The organism is Paenibacillus sp. J22R98 (genome assembly GCF_059383835.1).
In genome coordinates this window covers 248,842-273,139 of record NZ_JBXENW010000009.1, presented here as the reverse complement: position 1 = coordinate 273,139, position 24,298 = coordinate 248,842, and the positions used below count along the sequence as shown (strand labels likewise).

Annotated in this window: 19 protein-coding genes and 1 pseudogene; 14 read left to right on the top strand and 6 right to left on the bottom strand. The window is 56.2% G+C overall.

The features are described from left to right. Positions 1 to 345: 345 nt before the first annotated feature. Positions 346 to 1,371, bottom strand: a complete 1,026-nt coding sequence (locus AC50Y3_RS23650; protein ID WP_494821252.1) for an electron transfer flavoprotein subunit alpha/FixB family protein — start codon at positions 1,369 to 1,371, stop codon at positions 346 to 348. Between the two features lie 46 nt (positions 1,372 to 1,417). Continuing rightward, positions 1,418 to 2,302: an electron transfer flavoprotein subunit beta/FixA family protein gene (locus AC50Y3_RS23645; RefSeq protein WP_494821177.1), complete on the bottom strand. Its 885-nt coding sequence runs from the start codon at positions 2,300 to 2,302 to the stop codon at positions 1,418 to 1,420. A 295-nt stretch (positions 2,303 to 2,597) separates the two neighbouring features. Between AC50Y3_RS23645 and AC50Y3_RS23640 the strand changes: the two genes are divergently transcribed. From AC50Y3_RS23640 to map, 9 genes are all read left to right on the top strand, one after another. After that, on the top strand, positions 2,598 to 4,943 hold the full coding sequence (locus tag AC50Y3_RS23640) for a (Fe-S)-binding protein (protein WP_494821251.1): 2,346 nt from the start codon (positions 2,598 to 2,600) through the stop codon (positions 4,941 to 4,943). A 14-nt stretch (positions 4,944 to 4,957) separates the two neighbouring features. Continuing rightward, on the top strand, positions 4,958 to 7,381 hold the full coding sequence (locus tag AC50Y3_RS23635) for a 3-hydroxyacyl-CoA dehydrogenase/enoyl-CoA hydratase family protein (RefSeq protein ID WP_494821176.1): 2,424 nt from the start codon (positions 4,958 to 4,960) through the stop codon (positions 7,379 to 7,381). Positions 7,382 to 7,419: 38 nt separating this feature from the next. Continuing rightward, positions 7,420 to 8,622: an acetyl-CoA C-acyltransferase gene (locus AC50Y3_RS23630; protein WP_494821175.1), complete on the top strand. Its 1,203-nt coding sequence runs from the start codon at positions 7,420 to 7,422 to the stop codon at positions 8,620 to 8,622. A 20-nt stretch (positions 8,623 to 8,642) separates the two neighbouring features. Beyond that, positions 8,643 to 10,442 carry an acyl-CoA dehydrogenase FadE gene (locus AC50Y3_RS23625; protein ID WP_494821174.1) on the top strand — a complete coding sequence of 600 codons (1,800 nt, stop codon included), beginning with the start codon at positions 8,643 to 8,645 and terminating at the stop codon, positions 10,440 to 10,442. A gap of 16 nt (positions 10,443 to 10,458) precedes the next feature. Beyond that, positions 10,459 to 12,207, top strand: a complete 1,749-nt coding sequence (locus AC50Y3_RS23620) for a long-chain-fatty-acid--CoA ligase (protein ID WP_494821173.1) — start codon at positions 10,459 to 10,461, stop codon at positions 12,205 to 12,207. Next, entirely contained in the window at positions 12,152 to 12,607 is a 456-nt protein-coding gene (locus AC50Y3_RS23615; protein ID WP_494821172.1) for a PaaI family thioesterase, read from the top strand. The genes AC50Y3_RS23620 and AC50Y3_RS23615 overlap by 56 nt, the downstream gene beginning before the upstream one ends. A gap of 111 nt (positions 12,608 to 12,718) precedes the next feature. Further along, on the top strand, positions 12,719 to 12,937 hold the full coding sequence (locus AC50Y3_RS23610; protein ID WP_494821171.1) for a hypothetical protein: 219 nt from the start codon (positions 12,719 to 12,721) through the stop codon (positions 12,935 to 12,937). A 276-nt stretch (positions 12,938 to 13,213) separates the two neighbouring features. Beyond that, on the top strand, positions 13,214 to 13,402 hold the full coding sequence (locus AC50Y3_RS23605; protein WP_090978737.1) for a hypothetical protein: 189 nt from the start codon (positions 13,214 to 13,216) through the stop codon (positions 13,400 to 13,402). 77 nt (positions 13,403 to 13,479) lie between these two features. After that, on the top strand, positions 13,480 to 14,223 hold the full coding sequence (gene map / locus AC50Y3_RS23600) for a type I methionyl aminopeptidase (RefSeq protein ID WP_494821170.1): 744 nt from the start codon (positions 13,480 to 13,482) through the stop codon (positions 14,221 to 14,223). 171 nt (positions 14,224 to 14,394) lie between these two features. Here the strand turns inward: map and AC50Y3_RS23595 are convergent, their stop codons facing one another. Next, entirely contained in the window at positions 14,395 to 15,321 is a 927-nt protein-coding gene (locus AC50Y3_RS23595; protein ID WP_494821169.1) for a helix-turn-helix domain-containing protein, read from the bottom strand. A 112-nt stretch (positions 15,322 to 15,433) separates the two neighbouring features. On the opposite strand from AC50Y3_RS23595, the gene AC50Y3_RS23590 reads away from it, so the two are divergent. Next, entirely contained in the window at positions 15,434 to 16,090 is a 657-nt protein-coding gene (locus AC50Y3_RS23590) for an SOS response-associated peptidase (RefSeq protein ID WP_494821168.1), read from the top strand. Between the two features lie 719 nt (positions 16,091 to 16,809). Here AC50Y3_RS23590 and AC50Y3_RS23585 read toward each other — a convergent pair. Beyond that, the gene (locus AC50Y3_RS23585; protein ID WP_494821167.1) at positions 16,810 to 17,598 is read right to left on the bottom strand and encodes an AraC family transcriptional regulator; all 789 of its coding nucleotides are present in this window, start codon (positions 17,596 to 17,598) and stop codon (positions 16,810 to 16,812) included. A gap of 130 nt (positions 17,599 to 17,728) precedes the next feature. Between AC50Y3_RS23585 and pyk the strand changes: the two are divergent. Then, a pseudogene (gene pyk / locus AC50Y3_RS23580) lies at positions 17,729 to 18,727 on the top strand (pyruvate kinase); the annotation flags it as partial. A gap of 156 nt (positions 18,728 to 18,883) precedes the next feature. Further along, a complete protein-coding gene (locus AC50Y3_RS23575) occupies positions 18,884 to 20,833 on the top strand; it encodes an ABC-F family ATP-binding cassette domain-containing protein (RefSeq protein ID WP_494821166.1) in 1,950 nt (649 codons plus the stop codon). Positions 20,834 to 20,950: 117 nt separating this feature from the next. Here AC50Y3_RS23575 and AC50Y3_RS23570 read toward each other — a convergent pair whose 3' ends face one another. Then, the gene (locus tag AC50Y3_RS23570) at positions 20,951 to 21,409 is read right to left on the bottom strand and encodes a Dps family protein (RefSeq protein ID WP_494821165.1); all 459 of its coding nucleotides are present in this window, start codon (positions 21,407 to 21,409) and stop codon (positions 20,951 to 20,953) included. Between the two features lie 40 nt (positions 21,410 to 21,449). Next, complete coding sequence (gene trxB, locus AC50Y3_RS23565) at positions 21,450 to 22,412, bottom strand: thioredoxin-disulfide reductase (protein ID WP_494821164.1); 963 nt, start codon at positions 22,410 to 22,412, stop codon at positions 21,450 to 21,452. 138 nt (positions 22,413 to 22,550) lie between these two features. On the opposite strand from trxB, the gene AC50Y3_RS23560 reads away from it, so the two are divergent. Together AC50Y3_RS23560 and AC50Y3_RS23555 are read left to right on the top strand one after the other, a co-directional pair. Beyond that, on the top strand, positions 22,551 to 23,183 hold the full coding sequence (locus AC50Y3_RS23560) for an NAD(P)-dependent oxidoreductase (RefSeq protein ID WP_494821163.1): 633 nt from the start codon (positions 22,551 to 22,553) through the stop codon (positions 23,181 to 23,183). Positions 23,184 to 23,266: 83 nt separating this feature from the next. Continuing rightward, positions 23,267 to 24,091, top strand: a complete 825-nt coding sequence (locus tag AC50Y3_RS23555) for a DUF8832 domain-containing protein (protein ID WP_494821162.1) — start codon at positions 23,267 to 23,269, stop codon at positions 24,089 to 24,091. Positions 24,092 to 24,298 lie beyond the last annotated feature (207 nt).

Here is a 24,298-nt window from a genome sequence, read left to right as displayed (position 1 = left end):
ATGAGCGGTACGAGGGACCGCTGTTTGAGTTAAACTGGTGTGAATTGGCCAATGAGCGGTAACAGGTACCGTTCAGATGGATCGAGTTGAGTAGATGTTAGTTGGAATGAGTGCTTACCCGGCCTGGTGAGTGTGTGATTGTGTGAAGTGGTGAGTGAATGTGTGGCTCTGGGAGCTACACATGAGAATAATTCGTCGGTATTGTGCTGGTGTGTTGCTCTGGGAGCTACTCATTGGCTCGAATGGATGTTTTTCTGCCAGAGTGTTGCTCTGAGAGCTACACATGGGATTAATTCGCGGTATTGTGCTGATGTGTGACTCTGAGAGCTACTCTTAGTTTCTTAGCTAGCTGCTCGGATTCGAAAGGATCCGCTCGAACTCCGTGGTGAGAAGGGGCACGACCTCGAACAGGTCTCCGACGATGCCGTAATCGGCGACGCCGAAGATGGGGGCGTCGGGGTCTTTGTTGATCGCGACGATGACGCGGGATTGGCTCATGCCGGCGAGATGCTGGATGGCGCCGCTGATGCCGCAGGCGATGTAGAGCTTTGGCGTGACTGTTTTGCCGGTCTGGCCGATCTGCAGCGCGTAGTCGCAGTAGCCGGCATCGCAGGCGCCGCGCGAGGCGCCGACTGCGCCGCCGAGCACCTGTGCCAGCGCTTCGAGAGGCGCGAAGCCGTCTGCGCTGCGCACACCTCTGCCGCCGGCGATGATGATATCGGCCTCGGCGAGATCGACCCGTCCGCTGGCTTTGCGCACGACGTCGCGGACGATGGTCCATAAAGGCGGGGCGGCGAAGGAAAGCGCCGCGACCGTGCCCTCGCTGCCGGCGTCGACCGGCTCTGCGACGGGCAGGTTATTCGGGCGCACCGTTATGACGCAAAGTGCGCCTCGCTCAATACGCCGCTGCTCGAACGCCTTGCCGGCGTAGAGCGGGCGAGTGAAAATCGCGTCTGCGACATCGCCGTCCTCCGGCACGGTGACGGCAGTCACATCCGCGATGTGGCCGCCTTGCACGGCGGCGGCCACGCGGGGCGCGAGCTCGCGCCCCGCCGCGGTGTGGCCGAGCAGAATGATGCTCGGCTGCACCGCAGCAATGGCTGCGCCGATGGCGGCGGCGTACGCCTCGGGCGCAAAGCCCGCAAGGGCAGGGTCGTCAACGACATGGACGACCCCCGCCCCCCGGGCTGCAAGCTCGGCTGCAGCTGCAGCGAGTGCCGCCGAGCTTGCAGCCGAACCGCCGCCGGCCAAGACGGCATGCACGCTGCCGCCGTCTCCGGCCAGCTGCCTGGCGACGCCGAGCGCTTCCAGCGCCACGCGCCGCAGCTTGCCCTCCGCGCACTCGGCATACACGAGTGCCGTTCGTTTCAATGGATCGCTCATCGCTCGTATACCTCCACGGGATAAATGGTGGTGCTCAGAACAGCTTCGCTTCGCGCTGCAGCAAGTCCGCCAGAGCCGCGGCCTGTTCGCCCGGCGTGCCGGAGAGCTTGCGGCCCGCGGCGCGAACCGGCGGCGCGAGCAGCGCAACCCGCTCCGTCCGCGGCGCCAGGTCATCGGCGGACAGCCCGAGCTCCGCCGCGGTCACCTGCCGAAGCGGCTTGCGCTTCGCTTTCATGATGCCCGGCAGCGAAGGGTAGCGCGGCTCGTTCAGCCCTTGCTGCGCGGTGATGAGCGCGGGGAGGGGGACCTCCACCGTCTCCAAGCCCCACTCGGTATCACGCTCCACAATTGCAGTCAACCCGCCGCTGCCTGCCCAAGCCGCTCCGCTTGTAGCACTTCCGGCATCGCTTCCCACGCCGCCTCCAGCCACCTCGCTTTTAGCACTTCCCGATCTGCTTCCTACACCGCCACCGCCATCCCGCACCTCAACCTTCAGCGCCGCAGACGCATGCGGCAAACCGAGCAGCTCCGCCGCCTGCAGGGCGACACTTCCCGCTCCGCGGTCCACGGCAAACAGGCCGGCCAGCAGGAGGTCCGGCTGCAGCGACTTCACGACTGCGGCCAGCGCCGCCGCGATGGCGCGGTCGTTTCCTTGCAGCCCCTCATCGCTCACATGCACCGCTTCGTCGGCTCCCATCGCAAGACCGGTGCGAAGCGCTTCGACGGCGCGCTCCGGTCCGCAGCTGACGACAATGACGCTGCCGCCATGGGTCTCGCGCAGCCGAAGCGCTTCCTCGAGCGCGTACTCGTCATACGGATTAATGATGTATTTCACGCTATGCTCGGATACAGCCCCGCCAACGAGCTCGATTTTTTCCTCCGTATCAAAGGTTTGCTTCATCAGAACCACTACCTGCATCGGTACCAAACACCTCCCGATCGTTCGTTCGAATTGAAGGCATCAGTCATACGTCCGCTCCGCGTCCGAATACGATAAACTAAGCCCTCTATACATGCTTCGCCCAGTGTTACCTTATGAACTTGGCCCTTGAAATAGACCGCAGCGGGCCCTTCGATGGAGCCCTTTCCGCATGTTACCGCTTGGGAGGACATATACTGAATCACTCCGCGATTCCAGAAAAGGAGGGATCCTTGTGGGGTTTTTAAGTGCGCATCTGCTTGCGGCGTTGTTGCGATGGCTGCTTTTTGCAGGGATGACGGGAACGGCGCTCTGGTGCTTCTACACCGTCGTGATGAGGCGGGTTGGGTACATCCGGATGGGCCGCAGCGGTAGCGGTGGACCCAATCGTCCATCTTCGACTTCCCACGATCCGTCCGATCCCGAAAATGATAACCGTGAGGAGATGCTGCAAACCTCTTCCTTTACGGCAAACGCAGCGCTCGCATCGGCGGCAACGGGAAACGAGAGTACGCGCAGAGGCTGGGAATGGGTGTTTCAGGTGTTTGGCCACCGGAAGCTGCTGAAGGATATTCGCAGCGGGCTTATGCATGTTGTCATCTTCTACGGGTTTATCGTGCTGCAATTCGGCGCGATCGATATCATCTGGAAAGGAATTAGCGGAAAACCGCTGCCGCTCCCGGCCTATGATGCGTTTGTCCAATCTCAGGAAGTGACCGTGCTGCTCGTCCTTCTGGCTATTCTGTACGGCGGCTTCAGGCGTTACGTCGAGCAGCTGAGACGGCTCAAGAGGGGATGGAAGCCCTCTCTTGTGCTTTGGTTTATTGGCGGGCTGATGGTGACGGTCCTCCTCACCCAATCGTTTGACAGACTGCATGCGGCGGGACAGCCGCAGCTCCAAGCGAACTCGCTTTACACAAGCCATGCTCCCGTTTCCTCCACGATAGCGGAAGCGCTGCGGGACATCGGTATGACGGCTGCGGTGGCCAGCGTTTTCTATGAGCTGTTCTGGTGGCTGCATTACGCGGTGCTGTTGGCTTTTCTGGTGTATGTGCCGCAATCGAAGCATTTTCACATTATTACGGCTCCTATTAATTTGTGGCTTCGTCGCAAAACGCCCCCTGGCAAACTGGTGCCGCTCGATCTGGAGGATGAGGAAGCGGAGTCCTTCGGCGTCGGCGCGGTGGAGCAATTTACGTCCAAACAGCTGCTGGATCTCTACGCATGCGTCGAATGCGGTCGCTGCACGAACGTTTGTCCCGCTTCGAACACCGGCAAGCTGCTGTCGCCGATGCATCTCATCGTGAAGCTGCGTGACCATTTGACCGAGAAAGGTGCGGCGATTACCTCCAAATCCCCATGGGTCCCTTCGTTCGGAGGGCAAGTCGATAAGCTGCAGACAAGCGCGCATGTCATGACCAGCGCTACGCCGGTATGGGTGCAGCGCAGCGTTCACCACTCGGCTGCAACGACGATGACGATCGAGCCTACGATGACCGTGCAGCAGCAAGCGTGGAACGTGCATGAGGATACGGCGGTTTCGGAAGTGGCGCTGATCGGCGAGGTAATGACGGAGTCAGAGCTGTGGGCTTGCACCACTTGCCGCAGCTGCGAGGAGCAATGTCCTGTCGGAAATGAGCATGTGGACAAAATCATCGACATGCGCCGATACCTCGTCCTCATGGAAGGCCGCATTCCGGCAGAGGGCCAGCGCGCGATGAACAATATTGAACGTCAGGGCAATCCGTGGGGGTTGCCGCGGGGCGAACGTGCTGCATGGCTAAAGGCGTACGAGGCGGAGTCAGCTGCTATAAGCGGCGGTACGCAACCATCAGCGAAGCCGGTGCGCACGATGCAAGAAGCCGTTCGGCAAGGCGAGCAGCCCGAGCTGCTGCTGTGGGCCGGCACGATGGGAGCTTACGATCAGCGAAGCCGCAAGGTGCTTTTTGCTTTCGTCCGTTTGCTTCAGGAAGCAGGGATTCCGTTTGCCGTGCTTGGCGGCGAGGAGAAAAATTCCGGGGATACGGCGCGGCGCATGGGCAACGAGCTGCTGTTCCAGACGCTTTGCCGCGACAATGTCGAGACATTGCAGCGTTATGGCATCCGGCGAATCGTCACGATTTGCCCGCATACATTCAATTCTTTGAAAAACGAGTACTCCGACTTCGGCTTAAGCGCTTCGGTCGTTGTCGAGCATCATACGACAATGCTTGCCCGTCTTGTCGCACAAGGGAAGCTGCGGCCCGTTCATCAGGTGAAGGAGCGGATCGTGTATCACGATTCCTGCTACCTAGGCAGGTACAACGGCATCTATGATGCGCCGCGCCAAGTGCTTGCTTCGATCCCGGGCGTCAAGCTGGTCGAGATGGAGCGAAGCCGGCAGAACGGGATGTGCTGCGGAGCCGGCGGCGGCCTCATGTGGATGGAAGAACGCACCGGTCTGCGCGTGAATGAGGCCAGAACCGCACAGGCGCTGGAAACCTCGCCAACGGTGATCGGTTCGGCTTGCCCGTACTGTCTCACGATGATGGAGGATGGTATCAAGCAGCTTGGCGTGGAGGAGACCGTAAGAGCAAGGGATGTTGCAGAACTGCTGGCGGAGAGCGTATTCGGCAAACCGCAAGCAAGCACAGTCACTTAAAAGGGGGGAGCTATGTGGGAGTACGAGCTTCACGGTCGACACCAATTCGCCGCGCGGCTGTTATTGGATCGGGTGTTATGGGAGCCGGCATCGCCGCTCATCTAGCCAATGCAGGCATCAGCGTGCTGCTGCTCGACGTACCGCCTGCGACGTTGACCGAGCAGGAGAGCCGTGCCGGCTTGACGCTGGAGGATCGAAGTGTCCGCAATCGACTGGCAGCGGGCAGCATTGCGAAGCTGGCGGGCCTGCAGCCGCCTGCTCTGTATGATTTGGCATTTGCGCAGCGGATTACGGCGGGCAATCTGGAGGATGATCTCGCCAAGCTGGCTGGCGTAGAGTGGATTATTGAAGCGGTGGTGGAGCGGCTCGATGTGAAACGAAATGTGTTTGCCCGTGTGGAAACGGTGCTGAAGCCGGGGACGCTCATTACGACGAACACCTCCGGGCTGTCGGTTGCGGCGATGTCGGAAGGGCGAAGCCAAGCGTTTCGGAACCATTTTGCAGCGGCGCATTTCTTCAATCCGCCCCGCCATATGAAGCTGGTTGAGCTTGTGGCAGGTCCGGATACGGATGCTGCTGTTATGAGTCGCCTGACGCGTATCTGCGAGCTTCAGCTCGGCAAAGGTGTCGTCATTGCGAAGGATACGCCGAATTTCATCGCCAATCGGATCGGAACGTACGGCATGCTGACCACGATTGCGGCAATGAAGCAATATGGACTAAGCGTCGATGAGGTTGATGCCCTGACAGGTCCGGCAATGGGACGTCCGAAGACGGCTACGTTCCGCATGCTCGATTTAGTCGGACTCGATACGCTGCTTCATGTTGTGGATAATGTGCGGGAGCGCAGTGAGGATGCCATTGACCAAGAAGCGTTCACAAGACCTCCGGAGCTTGAAGCGCTTGTAGCGCGCGGCTGGATTGGGGAGAAGGCAGGAGCTGGATTTTATCGCAAAATCAAGCGGCCCGGCGGCGGCAGCGATATCGAAACCTTGCAGCTGGATACGATGACTTACGCGGCGAAGAGGAGCGTGAATTCGCCGATCATTGAAGCGTCGAAATCGGCAAAAGGCGCGGCCGGCAAGGTGAAAGCGCTGCTCTTCACGGATACGAACGACCGCTACGCGCAGTTTGCTTGGCAGTCCATCAAGACGGTGCTGCTCTATGCGGCTCATCAGATCGGCGTTGTGGCGGACACGGTCCATGATGTGGATCGCGCGCTCGTCTGGGGCTTCAATTGGGAGCTCGGACCTTTCGAGCTGTGGGATGCCATTGGCCTTGAACGGTCGGTACAGCGGATGCGCGCCGAAGGTGACGATATTCCGACGTGGCTCTCCGAGTGGCTGGCATCGGGAAACGCAAGTTTCTACAAAGAAGAGGGCCAGCGCAGGTTCTATGTGAATCGCGAGGAATATCGGGTGCTGCAGGAGGAGCCGGATGTCATTTCGCTGGCTGGTCTCAAACGAGCCGGCAAAGTCATTCTGGGCAATTCCGGCGCATCGCTGCTCGATTTGGGCGACGAAGTCGCTTGCTTGGCTTTCCACTCCCCGAACAATGCGATTGGCGGGGACATTCTGACAGCGATTCGCCAAAGCGCAGACGAGGTCAGCCGCAATTGGCGCGGACTTGTCGTCGCGAATGAGGGTCGGCATTTCTGTGTCGGCGCTAACCTGATGATGCTGCTGATGGAAGCGCAAAACGGCGATTTCGATGAAGTGGACGACATCATTCGCTTGTTCCAAGACAGCATGCTGCTGCTCAAACGGCTGGACCGTCCGGTCGTTGCCGCACCTCATCGGATGACGCTTGGCGGCGGGGTGGAAGCCTGCCTGCCCGCGGATGAAATTATCTACGCTGCGGAGACGTATTTTGGCCTCGTTGAGACCGGTGTTGGGCTCATTCCTGCCGGAGGCGGCTGCAAGGAAGCGGCGGCTCTGGCAGCTTCGCGCGCCGGAGCGGGGGGCGATCTGCAGCCGCATGTGAATGCGCTGTTCGAGACCATCGCGATGGCGAAGACTTCGGGCAGCGGCTACGACGTGCAGCGCATCGGCCTGATGCGGCCGCAGGATCGCGTCATTATCCGCGGCGAGAGCCGCGTGGCGGAGGCGAAGCGGCGCGTCCTTGAACTTGATCAAGCGGGCTACACGCCGCAGCCTGCGGGAGCCCGCATCCGCGTAGCGGGGCGCGAAGGCCGTGCCGTGCTGCAGCTGGCCGTCGACGCGATGCGCCTTGGCGGGCAAGTAAGCGAGCATGACGTGCGCATCGGCCGCAAGCTCGCGCATGTCCTCGCCGGAGGCGATGCCGCGCCTGGCGCGGCAGTGAGCGAGCAGTATTTGCTTGATTTGGAACGCGAAGCGTTCCTCAGCTTGTGCGGGGAGCCGCTGACGCAGGCGAGGATGCGGCATATGCTTGCAACGGGTAAGCCGCTGCGGAATTAGCGAGTAGAAGGAAGTTAAGTTCAAGGAGGTGACCGCCAATGTTGAAAGCAAACCATCCGCTCGACGCTGTCATTGTGTCGGCGGTACGGACGGCTGTAGGCAAAGCGAAGAAAGGCAGTCTGGCTGATACGAGAGCTGAGGATCTGGGCCGAGCGGTGCTCCGTGCTGCGGTTGACCGCGTGCCCGGACTGACGTACGGCGATGTGCAGGACGTTATTATCGGGTGCGCCATGCCCGAAGGCGAGCAGGGCTTGAACTTCGCCCGCATCATGACGCTGTATGCGGGGTATCCGGTAACGACGCCGGCCGTTACGGTGAATCGCTTCTGTGCCTCCGGCTTGCAGGCGATTGCTTACGCGGCGGAGCGAATCCGGCTCGGCGAGGCAGAGGTCGTGCTCGCCGGTGGTGTGGAAAGCATGAGCCATGTCCCGATGACCGGCTTCAAGCTTTCGCCGCATCCCGGCATTGCCGATGCGATGCCGGAGGTGTACATGGGCATGGGCCACACCGCCGAGGAGGTGGCCCGGCGCTATGGGATCAGCCGCGAGGCGCAGGATGCTTTCGCTGCGGAGAGCCACCGCAAGGCGGCGCAGGCGCAAGCGGAAGGCCGGTTCCAGGGCGAGATCGTTCCCCTTCAGGTGCAGCGGGAAGGGGTAGACGATAACGGCCGGCCGTGGGTGCGCAGCTTGCTCTTTGACCGGGACGAAGGGGTCAGGGCAGATACGACCCCGGAGGTGCTGGCGAAGCTGAAGCCTTCCTTCGCGCGCGAAGGGACGGTTACGGCGGGCAATACCTCGCAGATGAGCGACGGCGCCGCAGCCGTAATCGTGATGAGCCGTGCGCGTGCAGAGAAGCTGGGGATTACGAAGCCGCTGGCCGTCTTCCGCGCCTATAGCGTAGCTGGCGTTGCTCCTGAAGTTATGGGGATCGGCCCTATTGAAGCAATTCCGAAGGCGCTGGACCGTGCCGGTATTACGAAAGAGCAGGTGGATGTGTTCGAGCTGAACGAAGCCTTTGCCGCGCAATGCCTGCCTATTATTGAACAGCTGGGCTTAGATCCGGATCGCGTCAATGTAAATGGCGGCGCCATTGCGCTCGGTCATCCGCTTGGCTGTACGGGAACGAAGCTGACTGTCTCGCTCATCCACGAGCTGCAGCGCCGCGGCGGCGGAATCGGCGTCGTCTCGATGTGCATCGGCGGCGGCATGGGCGCAGCAGGCGTGATCGAAGTATCGCCATGATAGAAAGGAGTGAACGTCAGATGGCGCAAAACAATCGATGGGGCGGCCGGTTTGTCGTGGAGGATATGTCGCCGGGCGCAGTCGTCACCCCGGAGGATTTTACCGATGAGCAGCGGATGATTGCAGATGCGGCGCGCGCTTTTCTTGTGGGCGAAATTCGCCCCCGCGATGCCGAAATCGAAGCGCTCGATTACAAGCTGACGGTGGAGCTGATGCAGAAGGCCGGCGAGCTCGGCTTGCTCGGTGCTGACGTGCCGGAAGCATACGGCGGGCTGGGTCTCGATAAGGTAAGCTCGACGCTGCTCGCGGAGACATTGGCGGAAGCCTCCTCGTTCGCACTCTCCGTCGGGGCGCATGTCGGCATCGGCACATTGCCGATCGTCTTCTTTGGTTCGCAGGCTCAGAAGGAGAAGTATTTGCCCGACCTCGCTGTCGGCAAGAAGATCGCCGCTTACTGCCTGACGGAGCCCGCTTCCGGCTCCGATGCACTCGGTGCGCGCACAACGGCAAGGCTGACGCCGGACGGGAAGCACTATATTTTGAACGGCTCGAAATTATATATTACGAACTCCGGATTTGCGGATTTGTTCATCGTGTACGCGAAGGTGAACGGGGACCATTTTACCGCCTTCATCGTGGAACGCGGCTTGCCGGGCTTCAGCATCGGACCGGAGGAGCACAAGATGGGCATTAAAGGCTCCTCGACCTGTCCGATTTTCTTCGACGATACGCCGGTTCCCGTTGGGAACGTGCTGGGCGAAGTGGGCAAAGGCCACCTCATCGCCTTTAATATTCTGAATATCGGTCGTTTCAAGCTGGCGGCAGCATGCGTCGGAGGGGCGAAGGAAACGGTTGGGCTTGCCGTCAAATATGCCAATACGCGTAAGCAGTTCGGCCGGGCCATTGCGTCATTCCCGCTGATTGGCGCGAAGCTGGCGGATATGAATATCGCCACGTACGTGCTGGAGAGTATGGTCTATCGAACAGCAGGCTGGATCGACGAAATGCTCAAGGAGAGCGAGGCTGAGGGTTCGGCGAGCGAAGGTGCTGATGCCGGGGCGATTGCGGCAAAAGCCATTTCCGAGTATGCGCTGGAATGCTCCATTAACAAAGTTTTTGCGACGGAAGTGCTCGACTATGTAGCGGACGAAGGCGTCCAAATTCATGGGGGCTACGGCTACATCAAGGAATACAAGGTAGAGCGAATCTACCGCGATTCTCGGATTAACCGCATCTTTGAGGGTACGAACGAGATCAATCGGATGCTCATTCCCGGCACTCTGATGAAGAAAGCGCTCAAGGGTGAGCTGCCGCTCCTGCGTAAAGCACGAGCTTTGCAGGCGGAGCTGCTGCAGCCTATGCCTCTTCCTCTATTCGATGAGCCGCTCAGCAAGGAAACGTTCCGCATTCAGCAGGCCAAAAAAATCTTCCTCGCCGTCGGCGGCATGGCGGTGCAGAAGTACGGACTTGCACTGGAGCAGCAGCAAGAGGTGCTGTGCCTCTTAGCCGATATGATGATTCAAGTGTTCGCGATGGAAAGCGCCAATCTGCGTACCCGCAAAATGCTGCTGCGAGGCGATTCCGCGGCAGCTGCAGCTACACAAAATGCAATCGACATGACAGTCGTATTCGTTCAGGAGGCGATGGAACGGATCGAGCGGTACGCCAAAACAACGCTAGCCGCGCTGGAAGAAGGGGATGCGCTCCAAACCCAGCTGGCCGTCATGAAGAAGCTGACACGCTCCCCGCTTGTCGATACGATCTCGCTTAAACGCGGCATTGCCGCGCGCGTCATCCGCAGCCAGCAATATACGTTGTAGGGGGAGGCGTTTGGAGATGGAACAACCGCAAGAGAGGCCCTGGCTTCGCTGCTACCCCGGTGAAATTGCGCCTGATGTGGAAATTCCGAATATAAGCATAAGCGATATGCTGCTTCAAACCACCGCCAAATACCCTAACCATGAAGCGCTGCATTTCTACGGCAAGAAAACAACCTACCGCGAGCTGCTGGCCGCTTCCCAGCGATTCGCCGCAGGGCTGCAGGCTGCCGGCATCAGCAGAGGCGACCGTGTCGCGATCATGCTGCCGAACTGCCCGCAGACCATCATCGCTTACTTTGGCGTGATGCTCGCCGGCGCCGTTGTCGTCATGACAAACCCGCTCTATGTGGAGCGGGAGCTGGAGCATCAGCTCAAGGATAGCGGCGCGGCAGCGATACTGACGCTGGATCTGCTGTACCCCCGTTTGGAACGGGTGCGGGGCAAGACGCCTGAGGAAGGCCCCGTACCCAAGCTGCTTACCGTCATCGTCACCTCTATTCAAGATGCGCTCCCTTTTCCCAAAAACCTGCTCTTCCCGATCAAACAAAGGCGCTCCGGCAATAATCCGAAAGTTGCTTATGGTAAGCACGGCGTGACGCGTTACACCTCCTTTATGTCGAAAGCACCTAAGCTGCCATCCGAGGTGGATGTTGATCCCGCTAATGATGTTGCGCTAATTCAATACACCGGGGGCACCACGGGGATTGCAAAAGGCGTCATGCTCACGAACCGGAACTTAATCGCGAATGCCAAGCAGTCCGTGGCGTGGTTTTACCGGATGGAGGAGGGGAAGGAACGTTTCCTTGCCGCGCTGCCGCTCTTTCATGTATTCGGATTAACGGTCATTATGAATTTGTCCGTGATGATTGGCGGCACGATTATACTGCTCCCTCGCTTTGAGGTAGGTGTGGTGCTGGAGACGATCAAGAAGCTGAAACCGACGCTTTTTCCAGGTGCGCCGACGATGTACATCGCCCTCTTAAATCATCCCGATGTGAAAAAATATGACTTATCTTCTATTCGAGTATGCGTCAGCGGGTCGTCTCCCTTGCCGCTAGAGGTGCAGACGCAGTTCGAAGCATTAACCGGCGGCAAAATTATTGAAGGCTACGGCCTAACGGAAGCGTCGCCGGTGACGCATGTCAATCCGATCTGGACCAAACGCAAAATCGGTACGGTCGGTCTGCCCTTCCCTAACACAGAGGCCAAAATCGTCGATATGACGACAGGAGAAGATCTTCCGCAGGGAGAGGTCGGCGAGCTGCTCGTGCGCGGTCCGCAGGTAATGCTCGGCTACTGGGGAAGGCCGGAGGCTACCGCTGCGACAATTCAGGACGGGTGGCTGCGTACCGGAGACTTGGCGCAAATGGATAGTGACGGCTTCTTCGCGATCGTGGACCGGATCAAAGATATCATTATCGCAGGGGGCTTTAATATCTATCCACGCGAGGTGGAAGAGGTGCTCTACGAGCATCCCGGTGTGCGTGATGCCGCCGTTATTGGCGTGAAGGACGCGTATCGGGGAGAGACGGTGAAGGCGTTTATTGTGCTGCGCAAGGATGTGAACATTTCATCGATGCAGCTTGATCGGTGGTGCAGAGATCGGTTGGCTGTGTTTAAGGTGCCGCATCTGTATGAATTTCGAACTGAGCTTCCCATGACGATGATTGGGAAGGTGCTGCGGCGCAAGCTGCAGGAGGAGGAAGCGAATGAGCGAGAAGGAAACGGGGCCGGGACCGGAACCGGGGTTGATACGCCCCCATAATGCGCGAGCGGCGCTTGATGCGCTGGCTGAGGCGGCCAAACCGACATTCTGGGGACACCTTGGCTGTGAGCTGGATCATGCAGAACCGGGGAAGGCGGTCGTGTCGCTGAATGTGCGTCCGGAACATCTGAATCTTGCCCGCATCGTTCATGGCGGCGTGCTGGCCTCATTGCTTGATAATGCGATGGGGCTTGTCGTTATTTTGGAGTGTCCGGGTGAGAAGACGGTGACGACGCAGCTGAATATCCACTATTTGCAAAGTACGGGCATAGGAATTATCCGCTGTGAAGCGCTTCTTATTCATAAATCGAGAAGAACACTCACAATGCAGGGGCGTATTGTCGATAATAATGAAGAACTGCTTGCATGGGGGAGCGGAACGTTTCGCAGAGTAACTTAATTGTAACATGTTACATTTTCGCAGAGGGTTGTTCGTGACATTGAAAGCGTTATCCCTTTCCCCTATAATTAGCATATCTGGAAAACAAACCGGGGGAGAGGGGAGAATGACGTGGTTAGTCCATGGATGACGAACGTGGTTATCTTGTTTGGCATCATTGTCGCAATTGTGGGTGTAGTAGCCTATTTGCGAGTCTATAAGAATAGTGCCTGGTCAGCCTCATCGCCATCGAACTCTCACCGAACCGATCAACCTAGCGAAGATCTCATTCAGTCGGCTGAAGAGTCGGCTGCGACCAGACAAGAGACCGTAGAAGACGACAAAAACTGAAGGAATTGTAAAATTAATTCTGTTCGCTTTTATATCTAAGTTTAAAATGTTATAATTGATTGATAAATGAGACAATTTCATTTTGAACATGAGACTGTTTCAATGTAACAATTTCAACATTTGATTTCATTTCTGTTCCCTAAACTCCTAACCCACCTTCATACAAGCCGATCGTTCGACATCAATGAGGAGTACCAGCCGCGGTTCAAGTTCCGCCGTGCGCGTTCTCGTGCAGTAATTGTTAGGACCACTAAGCCGATGCTAGGAGGGGATTTCATGGCGAAACGCAGCCATAATGAAGTCAAAGAAAGCCTCAAGGAACTAACAAGAATTTTTCAGCCGAAAGATTCACGGAAGTTTGTCCGAGACTATATCCGCAAATATCGTATTATGGGCGGATATGAGGAGGAACTGACCATGCTCGTTGAGCATGAGATGGGACGACTTCGATCATCCGTAAGCTAAATAAGTTGAACCATTAACCTTGCCCGGCACGATAGGGACAAGGTTTTTTTGTTTTATCCTGTATGGAGGGATGCCGTATGATTCATTACAAGACCGATGAACAGCTGCTCCTTATTCGCAAAGCCGGCCGGATCGTTGCGGGCTGTCACGCCGAGATTGCGAAACGGCTTCGACCCGGCGTGACAACGCTTGAGATCGACCGGTTCGTGGACACCTATATGCGCCAAAATGGGGCACGGCCCGCGCAGAAAGGCTACAAAGGTTACCCCTATGCGACTTGCGCTTCGACCGGCGAGGTTGTTTGTCATGGTTTCCCGAAGGATGTTCCGCTTCGCGAAGGGGAAATCGTGACCATCGATATGGTCGCGGAGCTTGATGGCTGGATGGCGGATTCGGCATGGACGTATGCGGTTGGCCATGTCAATCCGGATCTGCAGCGGCTGATGAATGCGACGAAACATGCGCTCTATCAAGGGATTGCGCAGGCAACTGCGGGCAAACGTATAGGCGATATCGGCAATGCGGTGCAGCGCGTGGCGGAAACGGAGGGGTACTCCATCGTCGATGCGTTCATTGGACACGGCATCGGACGAAACATACACGAGGAGCCGCAGGTACATCACAAGGGGAAGGCGGGTACTGGCAAGAAACTCGCCAAAGGCATGGTCATCACCATCGAACCGATCTTCGTCACGGGGAGACCGTACATCAATATTGATCAGGACGGCTGGACGGCCCGGACGCTGGATGGATCAATCGGTGCGCAATATGAGCATACGGTGGCGATTACGGATGGGGAGGCTTTTATACTGACGAGTTAGCAGCTTGTTAGATGCGCTGAGAGGAGGGGGCGTCGTGCAGACTGCGCGCCTCCCAGCGGCGCGGTGCCATCGCGGCAAGCGGGTTTCATCGCGTCATGCGGTGCTGAATCCGCACGTCGGCGCTCATACTCTCGCCACGCTGGGTCGCTGGATTGTTCTAGCCCTTCTTGGTTACTTGGGAGATCGTCGGTATTGGCGCGGCGTTACGCCGGTTTTCTTCTTAAACAGCTCGTTAAAAAACTTCATATCCTGGTAGCCGGATTGGGCGGCAATTTCACTGATCTTAGCATCTGTGCGCAGCAGCAGCTTACAGCTAAGATCAATTCGTGCGCTCTGCACGTAATCCAGAAAAGTCACGCCCGTCGCCTTCTTGAAGCCACGCTGAAAATGCCGCTCGCTTATGCCCAGCTGCGCCGCCATATCGGCTACGTGCAGTTCTGAAGTGCAGTTGGCGTCAATCTGCTCCACGATCTGCTGCATTGAAGCGGATGCCGTGGGCATCGGCTGCTGTTGCTGCATGGTCTGTGGCTGCGACTTCTCCAGCCATCTGCGGTAGACCATGATGAGCAGCTCAATGGTTGCGGCACATAGATTAGTGGTGAACCCGGGCTTGCGAGACGTGAACTCGTCATGCAATTTATGAAAGAGCTGCTGGCCTTCTTCGTTGCGATCCCGCACATGAAGCCATTGGCCGGCCTTATTCAGCTCTCTTAGAGAATCTGTTATTTGTGGGTCTGCGTGAACGGCTTGCAAGAGCTTGTCCAGCTGTTCCGTGGTGAAGATGCAATTGTACATGATGAGCGAGCTGCCTTTTGCCGTGGAGCTGGGGCGGAATACATGGGAGATGCCGACCGGAATGAAGAAGAGGTCGCCGCGGGAAACGGGCATTTGGTCGTCCCCGATATAATGAAAGCCGGTACCTTCCGTTACCATGCAGAGTTCGATAAAATCATGCGCGTGCATGACGAGGTCGAAAGATTCATGTACACGGTTGACGAAGATCGGCAATTGCTCTGATCCGTGATCCGCCGGGAATAGGGAGGAGTAGGGCAGCAGCCGCTCTCCTTTGGAGAAATTTTGAATGGATTTATCAGGCATTGGCCGCGTATCCCCTCCTCTTGTTGAGTAATATTATAGCGGATCTGTCCATGGGCGCACATGATTTTGGCTAAACCGGAAATAATAGCCGAAATAGATGGAGGTGTTTCCCATGTGTCAGTCAATATCCATAACGGCTCAAGCTTCTGAGCTGACGGAGCGGTTCGAACTCGACAATGTACTGTTCTATATTTCTAACCGGTATGAAGTTAACCCAACGGATTCGGTTTCGGCGATTATTGAGACGAAGAACGGAAGAATTCTGGATGAGTTCAGGTGGGGGATGGTGCCGTACTGGGCTCGCGATTCGGTGCGGATGGACAGCTCCGAGTTGTTTGAAAAACCGATTTATGAGCGTATTGCGAATAAGCAGCGCTGTATCATTCCATGCACAGGGTTCTATGTGACCCGCACCATTGGCAAGGAAGTTCATCGGATGAAGCTTACGATGCGAAGCGGGACGTTTGCGATCGCAGGGCTCTATGATGTGTTCCGTCCGGCTTCCGGCGAAGAGATGCGTACCTGCACGATGCTGATGACGGAGGCGAACTCGCATGTATCTCCGTATCAGCCGCTGATGCCGGCGATCCTGGAGCAAGACGACATCAGCGATTGGCTGCAGCGCGGGCAGCGGACGCCGTATGAGTTGCGATCCATGCTTCGCCCAATGGATGCGCTGCGTATGGTCGCCATTCCGCTGTCGCCGAGCATCGACGATATGGTCGACTTCGAGTCACCGCGCACGGAGTGGGGCAGAGGAATGGGTTGACGTTTGTGGGAGGCCGCCAAGGTTATATTGGCGGCTTTTTTTGTTGTGGGAAGGAATGTGTGACTTGGTGTTCATTTCATAAAAGGTGGACGTTTATAGTCATCGTTTACTTTATAGGCGGCGTTTATTGCAGATCGTCTAGTTATTAGCGAACCATCCAATCCCGCCACTCACAGCTACTTTTGCGTACCATAAGCGGCATATCCGCTTATAGCACTCAAAACACCTGAAAATGGATTGTTTAAGCGGCTATTCCGCTTAAACATCGAATCAACCACCGCATCTCGCCTCGCACAGCCACTTTTGCGTACCATAAGCGGCATATGCGCTAATGACCTCCAAAACCGCCGAAAAGGGGCCGTGTAAGCGGCTATTCCGCTTACACCTCGAACCGACCAGTCAATCCCGCCAATTTCTGTTGAAGTGAGAGTTCGAAAATCTAACTCTTATCACCGAAACTGCACCGAAATGAAGCTGAGAGTCCCGAAATCGAACTCTCAGAGCTCAAGCTAACCAATCCCACTACCAAGTGTGGAGCCGAAAGTTCCTATATCGAACTCTCGTCACCGAAACTGCGGCGAAATGAAGCCGAGAGTCCAGAAATCGAACTCTCAGGGTTCAAGCTAACCAATCTCGCCACTCTGTGTGGAATCGAGAGTTCGAATATCATACGCTCGCCTCCGAGGTCCCCTCCTCAAGCAGAGCAGCACCACGCCAACTCACTCCCGCGCCGTGCGCTCCGCGATTAAATCCGAGGGCAGCTTGCCGATGATGCGTTTGAAAATACGATTGAAATACGAGGGATCGCTATAACCGAGATGCTCGGAGATATCCTGTGCGGTTAGTTGGGAGTGGCGCAGCATGTAGTGGGCCGTTTTCATTCGTCTGCGGTGCACGTATTCGCTGATGGTGAGGCCGGTTACTTTGCGAAAAAGCGATGCTGCGTAATTCGGGCTGACGTTGATGCAGGTGCCGAGCTCGAGCTTCGTGATTTTGCCGCGGTAATTGTCTTCGACGTAGCGCTTCATCCGCTCAATGTGCTGGATGGAGGACGGCGCCTTCTCGCCCTCGTCATACTCCCGGCTGATCGTCACGATCAGCTCGGTCAGCAGCGCCGAGCACATGACGGAGAAGTAACGGTCGCGGGCACTCCACTGCTCCACGATATAGAGCAGCTTCTCCAGCAGCAGCTCCGGCATATGCGTGACCCAGCGAAGCGGTGTCCTTCTCGCCAGAATAGGCAGCAGCTGCATCGCCGAAATATCGGCCGGGCTGAAGCGCACCGTAACGCTCTCGCGGATGCTCCCCGCGCCATGCAGCTCCGCGGCGGGAACGCCGGCCGGGATAAGCAGCAGCTCGTTTTTGCGACAGCTGATCGTTTGGCCGGAGTAGGTGTAGCTGGTTTGGCCGAAGCGGACCCATACCAGCGTATAGCTATCCATTCCGAGCACGCGCCGCTCCCCTTGCAGAATGCCGCGTTCTTGCCGGATATCGAAGATATGGAACATGGGGCAACGCTCGCTTTCAGACAATGATCGTACTATTTTACAACCACTGTACTATAGTCCTATGTAATCGTGCAATTGTTCTCTTACAATAAAAAGTAACAGAACGATATTAGACTTGGGAGTGATCGACATGAAAAAGACGGCGATTGTATGCACGATGGGACCTGCTTGTATGTCGGCTGATATGTTAGAAGAAATGCTGAAAGCAGGCATGAATATAGCAAGACTGAATTTGGCGCATGGCGAGCTGGATGACCACCGCGGACGGATTTTATCGGTTCGGGCAGCAGCGAGCAAGTTGAACGTACCTGTTTCGATTATGCTGGATATTAAAGGACCGGAAATTCGGACAGGGGTCCTTCAAGAATCCTCTTACATGCTAAGAAGCGGTGAGTTCCTGACGTTGACGACAGAACAGATCGCAGGTACGGCTTCGCGCATTTCGGTTTCTTATGACTTGGCCAAAGATGTTACCGTCGGCTCGCGCATTATGATCGATGACGGTTTGATCGAGCTGCAAGTGGTTCGTATTGAAGGCAGCGATGTGGTTTGCGTTATTTTGAACGGCGGCATCATTAAGTCTCGTAAAGGCGTTAACCTGCCGGGTATTCAAACAAGCCTGCCGGGCGTAACGGAGAAAGACAAGCTGCATATCGCCTTCGGTATCGAAACGGGCGTCGATATGATCGCGATGTCGTTCGTCCGCCGCGCGGAGGATGTGCTTGAAGTGAAGCGTCTGCTGGCAGAGAAGGGCGCGAGCCATATCCAAATTATTTCGAAAATCGAGAACCAAGAAGGTCTGGATGAGCTTGCCGCAATCGTGGAAGCGTCTGAAGGCATCATGGTTGCTCGCGGCGACCTTGGCGTAGAGATTCCGATTGAAGACGTGCCGATGGCGCAGAAGCGGATGATTGCAGCGTGTAACCGCGCAGGCAAATTCGTTATTACAGCTACGCAAATGCTGGATTCCATGCAAAGCAACCCGCGTCCGACACGCGCAGAAGCATGCGATGTTGCCAATGCGGTATGGGATGGCACGGATGCGGTTATGCTCTCCGGCGAGACAGCCTCGGGTAACTATCCGGTTGAGGCGGTTCGTACGATGGCGGCAATTGCGATCAAAGCGGAGCAAGCGGCGGGCGATTTTGCAAAGAAAGATTTGATTGAAGCTTAGCAGATCGTTTAAAGTGAGTAGATACGGATTAACGGCTGTCGCTATGTTCGAACCAATCACGCGTAGCGCGGTGCGTTTTGCGATTTACTAACGTTGGGCGGGAATGACAAGATGCACGTATTAACGGTTGATCATATTTCAAAGACCTACGGTGAAAAAATATTGTTTCAAGACGTGTCGTTCGGCGTGGAAACGGGCGACAAAATCGGAATTATCGGCGTCAACGGCACCGGTAAATCGACGTTTCTTCAAGTTGTTGCAGGAACAGAGCCCCCTGATTCGGGCTCTATTCTTGTTGCTGGGGGCGTAACGGTGCGGATGCTCTCGCAGGATCCGCAGTTTGATCCCGAGCAGACCGTGCTGGAGCATGTGCTCGGCGGCGATTCGCCGCAAATGGTTGCGGTGCGCGCCTATGAAGAGGCGCTGCAAGCGTTGGAGCTGCTGCCGGGCGACGCCGGGCTGCAGGAACGGCTCGTTCGCGCCAATCAGCGGATGGCGGAGCTGGATGCTTGGGGCATCGAGAGCGAGGCGAAGATCGCACTCTCGAAGCTTGGCATCGCAAGCTATGGCGCCAAGCTCGGTACGCTCTCCGGCGGTCAGCGCAAGCGTGTCGCGATGGCTGCGGCGCTGATTCAGCCAGCCGATGTGCTGCTGCTCGATGAGCCTACCAACCATATCGACAACGAATCCGTCGCATGGCTGGAAGGGATGCTGCAGAAGCGCAAAGGCGCGCTTCTTATGATTACGCATGATCGGTACTTCCTGGACCGGGTCAGCAACCGGACGCTGGAGCTCGACAAAGGGAAAGCTTATTTCTATACGGCGAACTACAGCAAGTTTATTGAATTGAAGCTCGACCGGGAGGAGCGGGAAGCGGCGTCGGAAGCGAAGCGCAAGAACCTGCTTCGCAACGAGCTTGCTTGGATGCGAAGAGGTGCGCAGGCGCGGTCGACTAAGCAGCAGGCACGTATTCAGCGTTTTGAAGCACTGAGCGCCGCAGCTCCGGAGAAAGCGAACGGGAAGCTCGAGGTTTCCGTGGCTTCCACGCGGCTCGGTAAGAAGATAATCGAGCTGGAAGGGTTGACTAAAGCCTTCGAGGGGCGGACGGTTATCCGCGATTTCAGTTACATTGCGGTTCCCGAGGATCGCGTTGGCATCGTCGGCCGTAACGGTCTGGGCAAGTCGACGCTGCTGAAGCTGATCGCCGGCAAGCTGGAGCCGGATGCAGGCGAGGTGCGGCTTGGCCCGACGGTGAAGCTCGGCGTCTTCTCGCAGGAGCGCGAAGAGATGGACGAGACGATGCGCGTCATCGATTACATCCGCGAGAGTGCGGAGCGCGTGACGACCGGCGACGGAACGAACATAACCGCTGGGCAAATGCTGGAGCGATTCCTGTTCCCGCCAGCGCAGCAGTGGACGCCGATTGCGAAGCTCTCCGGCGGAGAGAAACGCAGATTGCAGCTGCTGCGCGTGCTGATGGAAGCGCCGAACGTGCTGCTGCTCGATGAGCCGACGAATGATTTGGACATTACAACGTTAACGGTGCTGGAGGATTATTTGGACGACTTCCCGGGCGTCGTGTTCACCGTATCCCATGACCGTTACTTCTTAGACCGCACATCCGATCGCATCTTCGCTTTCGAAGGGGATGGCGTCATCGAACAGCATGTGGGCAACTTCTCGGATTATCAGCAGTATGCGGCGCAGTACGGCAATCGTTCCGGTACGAACGCCGGCACAAGCGGCGCGGCAGTTGCGGAGCGCAAGGCGGAAGCTGTTTCGGCTACGCCGGCCGCGACCGGCAACGACCCTGCTCTTCCGACCAAAATGACCTACAAAGAGCAGAAGGAATTCGAATCCATCGATTCGGATATCGAGAAAGCCGAAGCGGCGCTTGCAGCCGTTCAAACGAAGATGGAAGTATCGAGCAGCGACTCGGCTACGTTGCAAGATCTGCTGAAGGAACAGCAGGAGCTCGAGACAAAGCTGGAGCAACTGATGGACCGCTGGGCATACTTAAACGAACTTGCCGAGCAAATTGCGGCGAATAAGAAGAAATAGATGAGATGCGAAAAAGACACCTTTTGCAGCGGGGAACTCCCGGCTGCAGAAGGTGTCTTTTGTATGGTTAAACCGCAAGCAAGCAATTAAGTGGCCTGCATTGTGGCTGGTTCGACTTTAAACTTCTTTCCCGTTAAATGCTTTAAGCATCCAAATGTGCTTCTCAAGTTCGCTGTGGATCGCAAGCAACATGTCTCCGGTCGTCTCGTCGCCGGCGGATTGCGCTTCTTCCATACCTTCCTTGAGCTCGGAAGCGATCAAGGTGAAATCGGCTACGACGGCGTCAACCATTTCCACGGCAGACTCGCTGCCTGTCGCTTCTTTCACGCTGGAGTGTTTGAGGTACTCGGCCATCGTCGCAATCGGCTGGCCGCCAATCGCAAGCAGGCGCTCCGCGATTTCATCGACATGAAGTGTTGCTTGTTCGTACAGCTCCTGGAACTTCACGTGCAGGGTGAAAAACTGATTGCCCTTCACGTACCAATGGTAATTATGAAGCTTGATATACAATACGCTCCACGTTGCAATTTGTTTGTTGAGAGTGCCTTGTAGTTTCGTTTGTAGTTTAGTCGTCATCTTGAACAGCTCCTTCATAATAGGATATAGGAATTACACTTTACACATTGACTGCTGTGTCTGTCGCAAGCCCTGCTGTCGCCTTCCATGCTTCCAGATCATGCTCGCAATCCAGTGCAGCCATACAGCCGCTTCCTGCCGCAGTAATCGCTTGGCGGTAACGGTGATCTTGCACGTCGCCGCAGGCATAGACGCCTTCGATATTCGTCTTCGAGGTGCCTGGTGTTACAACGACGTAACCAAGCTCATCTGTCGTCACTTGACCGCCTAGGAAAGCGGTATTCGGCGTATGGCCAATGGCTACGAATACACCGTCTGCTTCAAGGAGCATTTCTTCGCCAGTGGCGTTATCGCGGACACGAAGTCCCTTCACGCTGTGCTCACCTGCTTCGACTTCGATCGGAGTGACGCCGAGGCTCCATTTGATTTTGTCATTGGCGCGTGCCCGGTCTTGCATAATCTTGGATGCGCGTAGCTCTTCCCGGCGGTGCACGAGACGAACCTCAGTGCCGAATCTAGTCAGGAAGCCGGCTTCCTCCATAGCGGAGTCGCCGCCGCCAACAACAATGATTTTCTTGCCGCGGAAGAAGAAGCCGTCGCAAGTTGCACAGGTGCTCACACCTCGCCCAATATTGTCACGTTCACCAGGGATACCCATATATTTTGCCGAAGCACCTGTCGAAATAATCATGGCACCTGCAATCAATTCGCGTCCGCCGTCCAGAGACAGCTTGAAAGGACGCTCAGACAGGTCGGCATGCTGCACCCAACCGGTCTCAAAGCGAGCACCGAAGCGCTCAGCCTGACTGCGCATATTCGACATTAGTTCGGAGCCTAGTATGCCATCGGGAAATCCCGGGAAGTTTTCCACCTCTGTAGTAGTGGTCAATTGGCCGCCCGGCTGCGGTCCCTCAAGAACAAGCGGACTGTAACCGGCACGAGCGAGATAGATGGCTGCCGTCAAGCCGGCTGGCCCTGTGCCTACGATAACGATGTTTTCCATGGAATGATTGCTCCTTTCCCCTCTATAACCCAATGTGATTGAAATTGAAACTAAATGATAATAAGTTCTAAATTAAAATTATTATAAATAAGGATGGAAGTCAATAGAAAAATGTTACTGGCCGGAGGCGGAGCACGAATGAAGATGATCGTGTTTGGTGCAAGCGGGAGGACGGGGCAAGAGGTAGTCAGGCAGGCATTGGAGCAGGGGCAAGCCGTAACCGCATTCGTTCGTTCGCCGCAGAAACTGACTATAGAGGTGCCAAACAAGGGCAATGGCAAGCTTCTTGTTGTGCAAGGCAATGCGCTGGATCAAGAGGCTGTCGGCAATGCTATTGAAGGGCATGATGTAGTCGTCTCCTGCCTCGGCACAAAGGGATTAAGTCGCCGCGGAAAAGCCATCTCGAAAATGACTGCCAATCTTATTGCAGGGATGCAGCAGCATCACGTAGGGCGGATTAGTTACGTGGCATCAGCGGGAATCTACAATGAGATTCCGGGAGTGACCGGATTCGTAGTGCAGCTGCTGCTGCGACAGGTGCTGGCCGATCATCGGCGCGCGGCTGATGCACTTGAAGCAAGCGGGCTGCAGTGGACGATTGCCCGGCCGCTGCAGCTTGGCAATGGGCGGCTTAGAGGACAATATCTCGAAGCCAGGCATGGCGTGCCGAGAGGGAAGGGGCGTATATCCCGTGCGGACGTGGCCCATTTTCTGCTTAGGACGTTAAAGGATACGACTTATGTGAACCAGTCTGTGGCCTTGTCTTATTGAGCTTCCTTTTGCTGAGGGTATGGATGGTACCATTTTGTGGAATATAGAGGGGGATAGGATGATTTATTGAAGAGGTGGAAAGATTGAAACGAAACGCGGCAATAGTTGGTTTGGTAATACTCGTACTTGGTTTAAGCGCATGCTCCAGAGCGGCAAGCATGAGGGGGGAATCCGCGCCTGTCAGTGGACATCACGAGCATGAGCATCATGAGATGGAGAGCTCTTCGGTTCAAGGCATGTGGCGATTAAATCCGGAGATACCGGCTCCGCATTCGAACATACGGATTCAATTTATGGCACATGGCTCAGATGGGAAGCCGGTCACGCGGTTCACCGCCATGCATGAGAAGCTGCTTCATCTGATCGTCGTGAGTAAAGATTTGTCGTATTTCAACCATATCCATCCGGAATATGACGGAGAGGGTATGTTTACGATCGATACCAAGCTTCCTTTCGGGGGCGAGTACCGTTTATTCGCGGAGTTTCAGCCGGAGGGAGGCGGCTCTGTCGTATCGAGACAAGCTATTATGCTAAGCGGGAAAGCAGAGTCGAAACCGCTTTCGCCGGATACATCGCTCACGAAATCTACCGAGCACGAGATCATTTCGTTAACCTATGACCGATTGGCTGCCGGTGAAGAGACGAACCTAACATTCCATATTGCGGATGCGAAGACGAAGAAACCTGCAAATAACCTTGAACCGTATCTGGGGGCGGCCGGGCATGTCGTCATTATCAGCGGCGATTCGGAGCAATACATCCACGTGCACCCTGAGGACGTGAAATCAGCCGATTCGGAGGCTGTTTTCCATACGACATTCCCCGCTCCGGGCATCTATAAAGTTTGGGGACAATTCGCCAGAGAAGGCAGACCGATTACGGTAAGCTACACGCTGCAGGTCAACTGAGCACAGATTGAAGTGAAAGTTCCATATGTGAGAATACCGGCGTCAATTCCATGAAACGACCCCAATATTGTTTAATATTACCATCCGATTTGGAGAGATAGTTCCCAATTCATGTCAGATTTAGAGGCTGTAATTCAAGGAGAAATGGCCTACTCCGATATTCGTATTTATTTATGTCCAAGGGCTATTGTAATGTCGATTTATGTT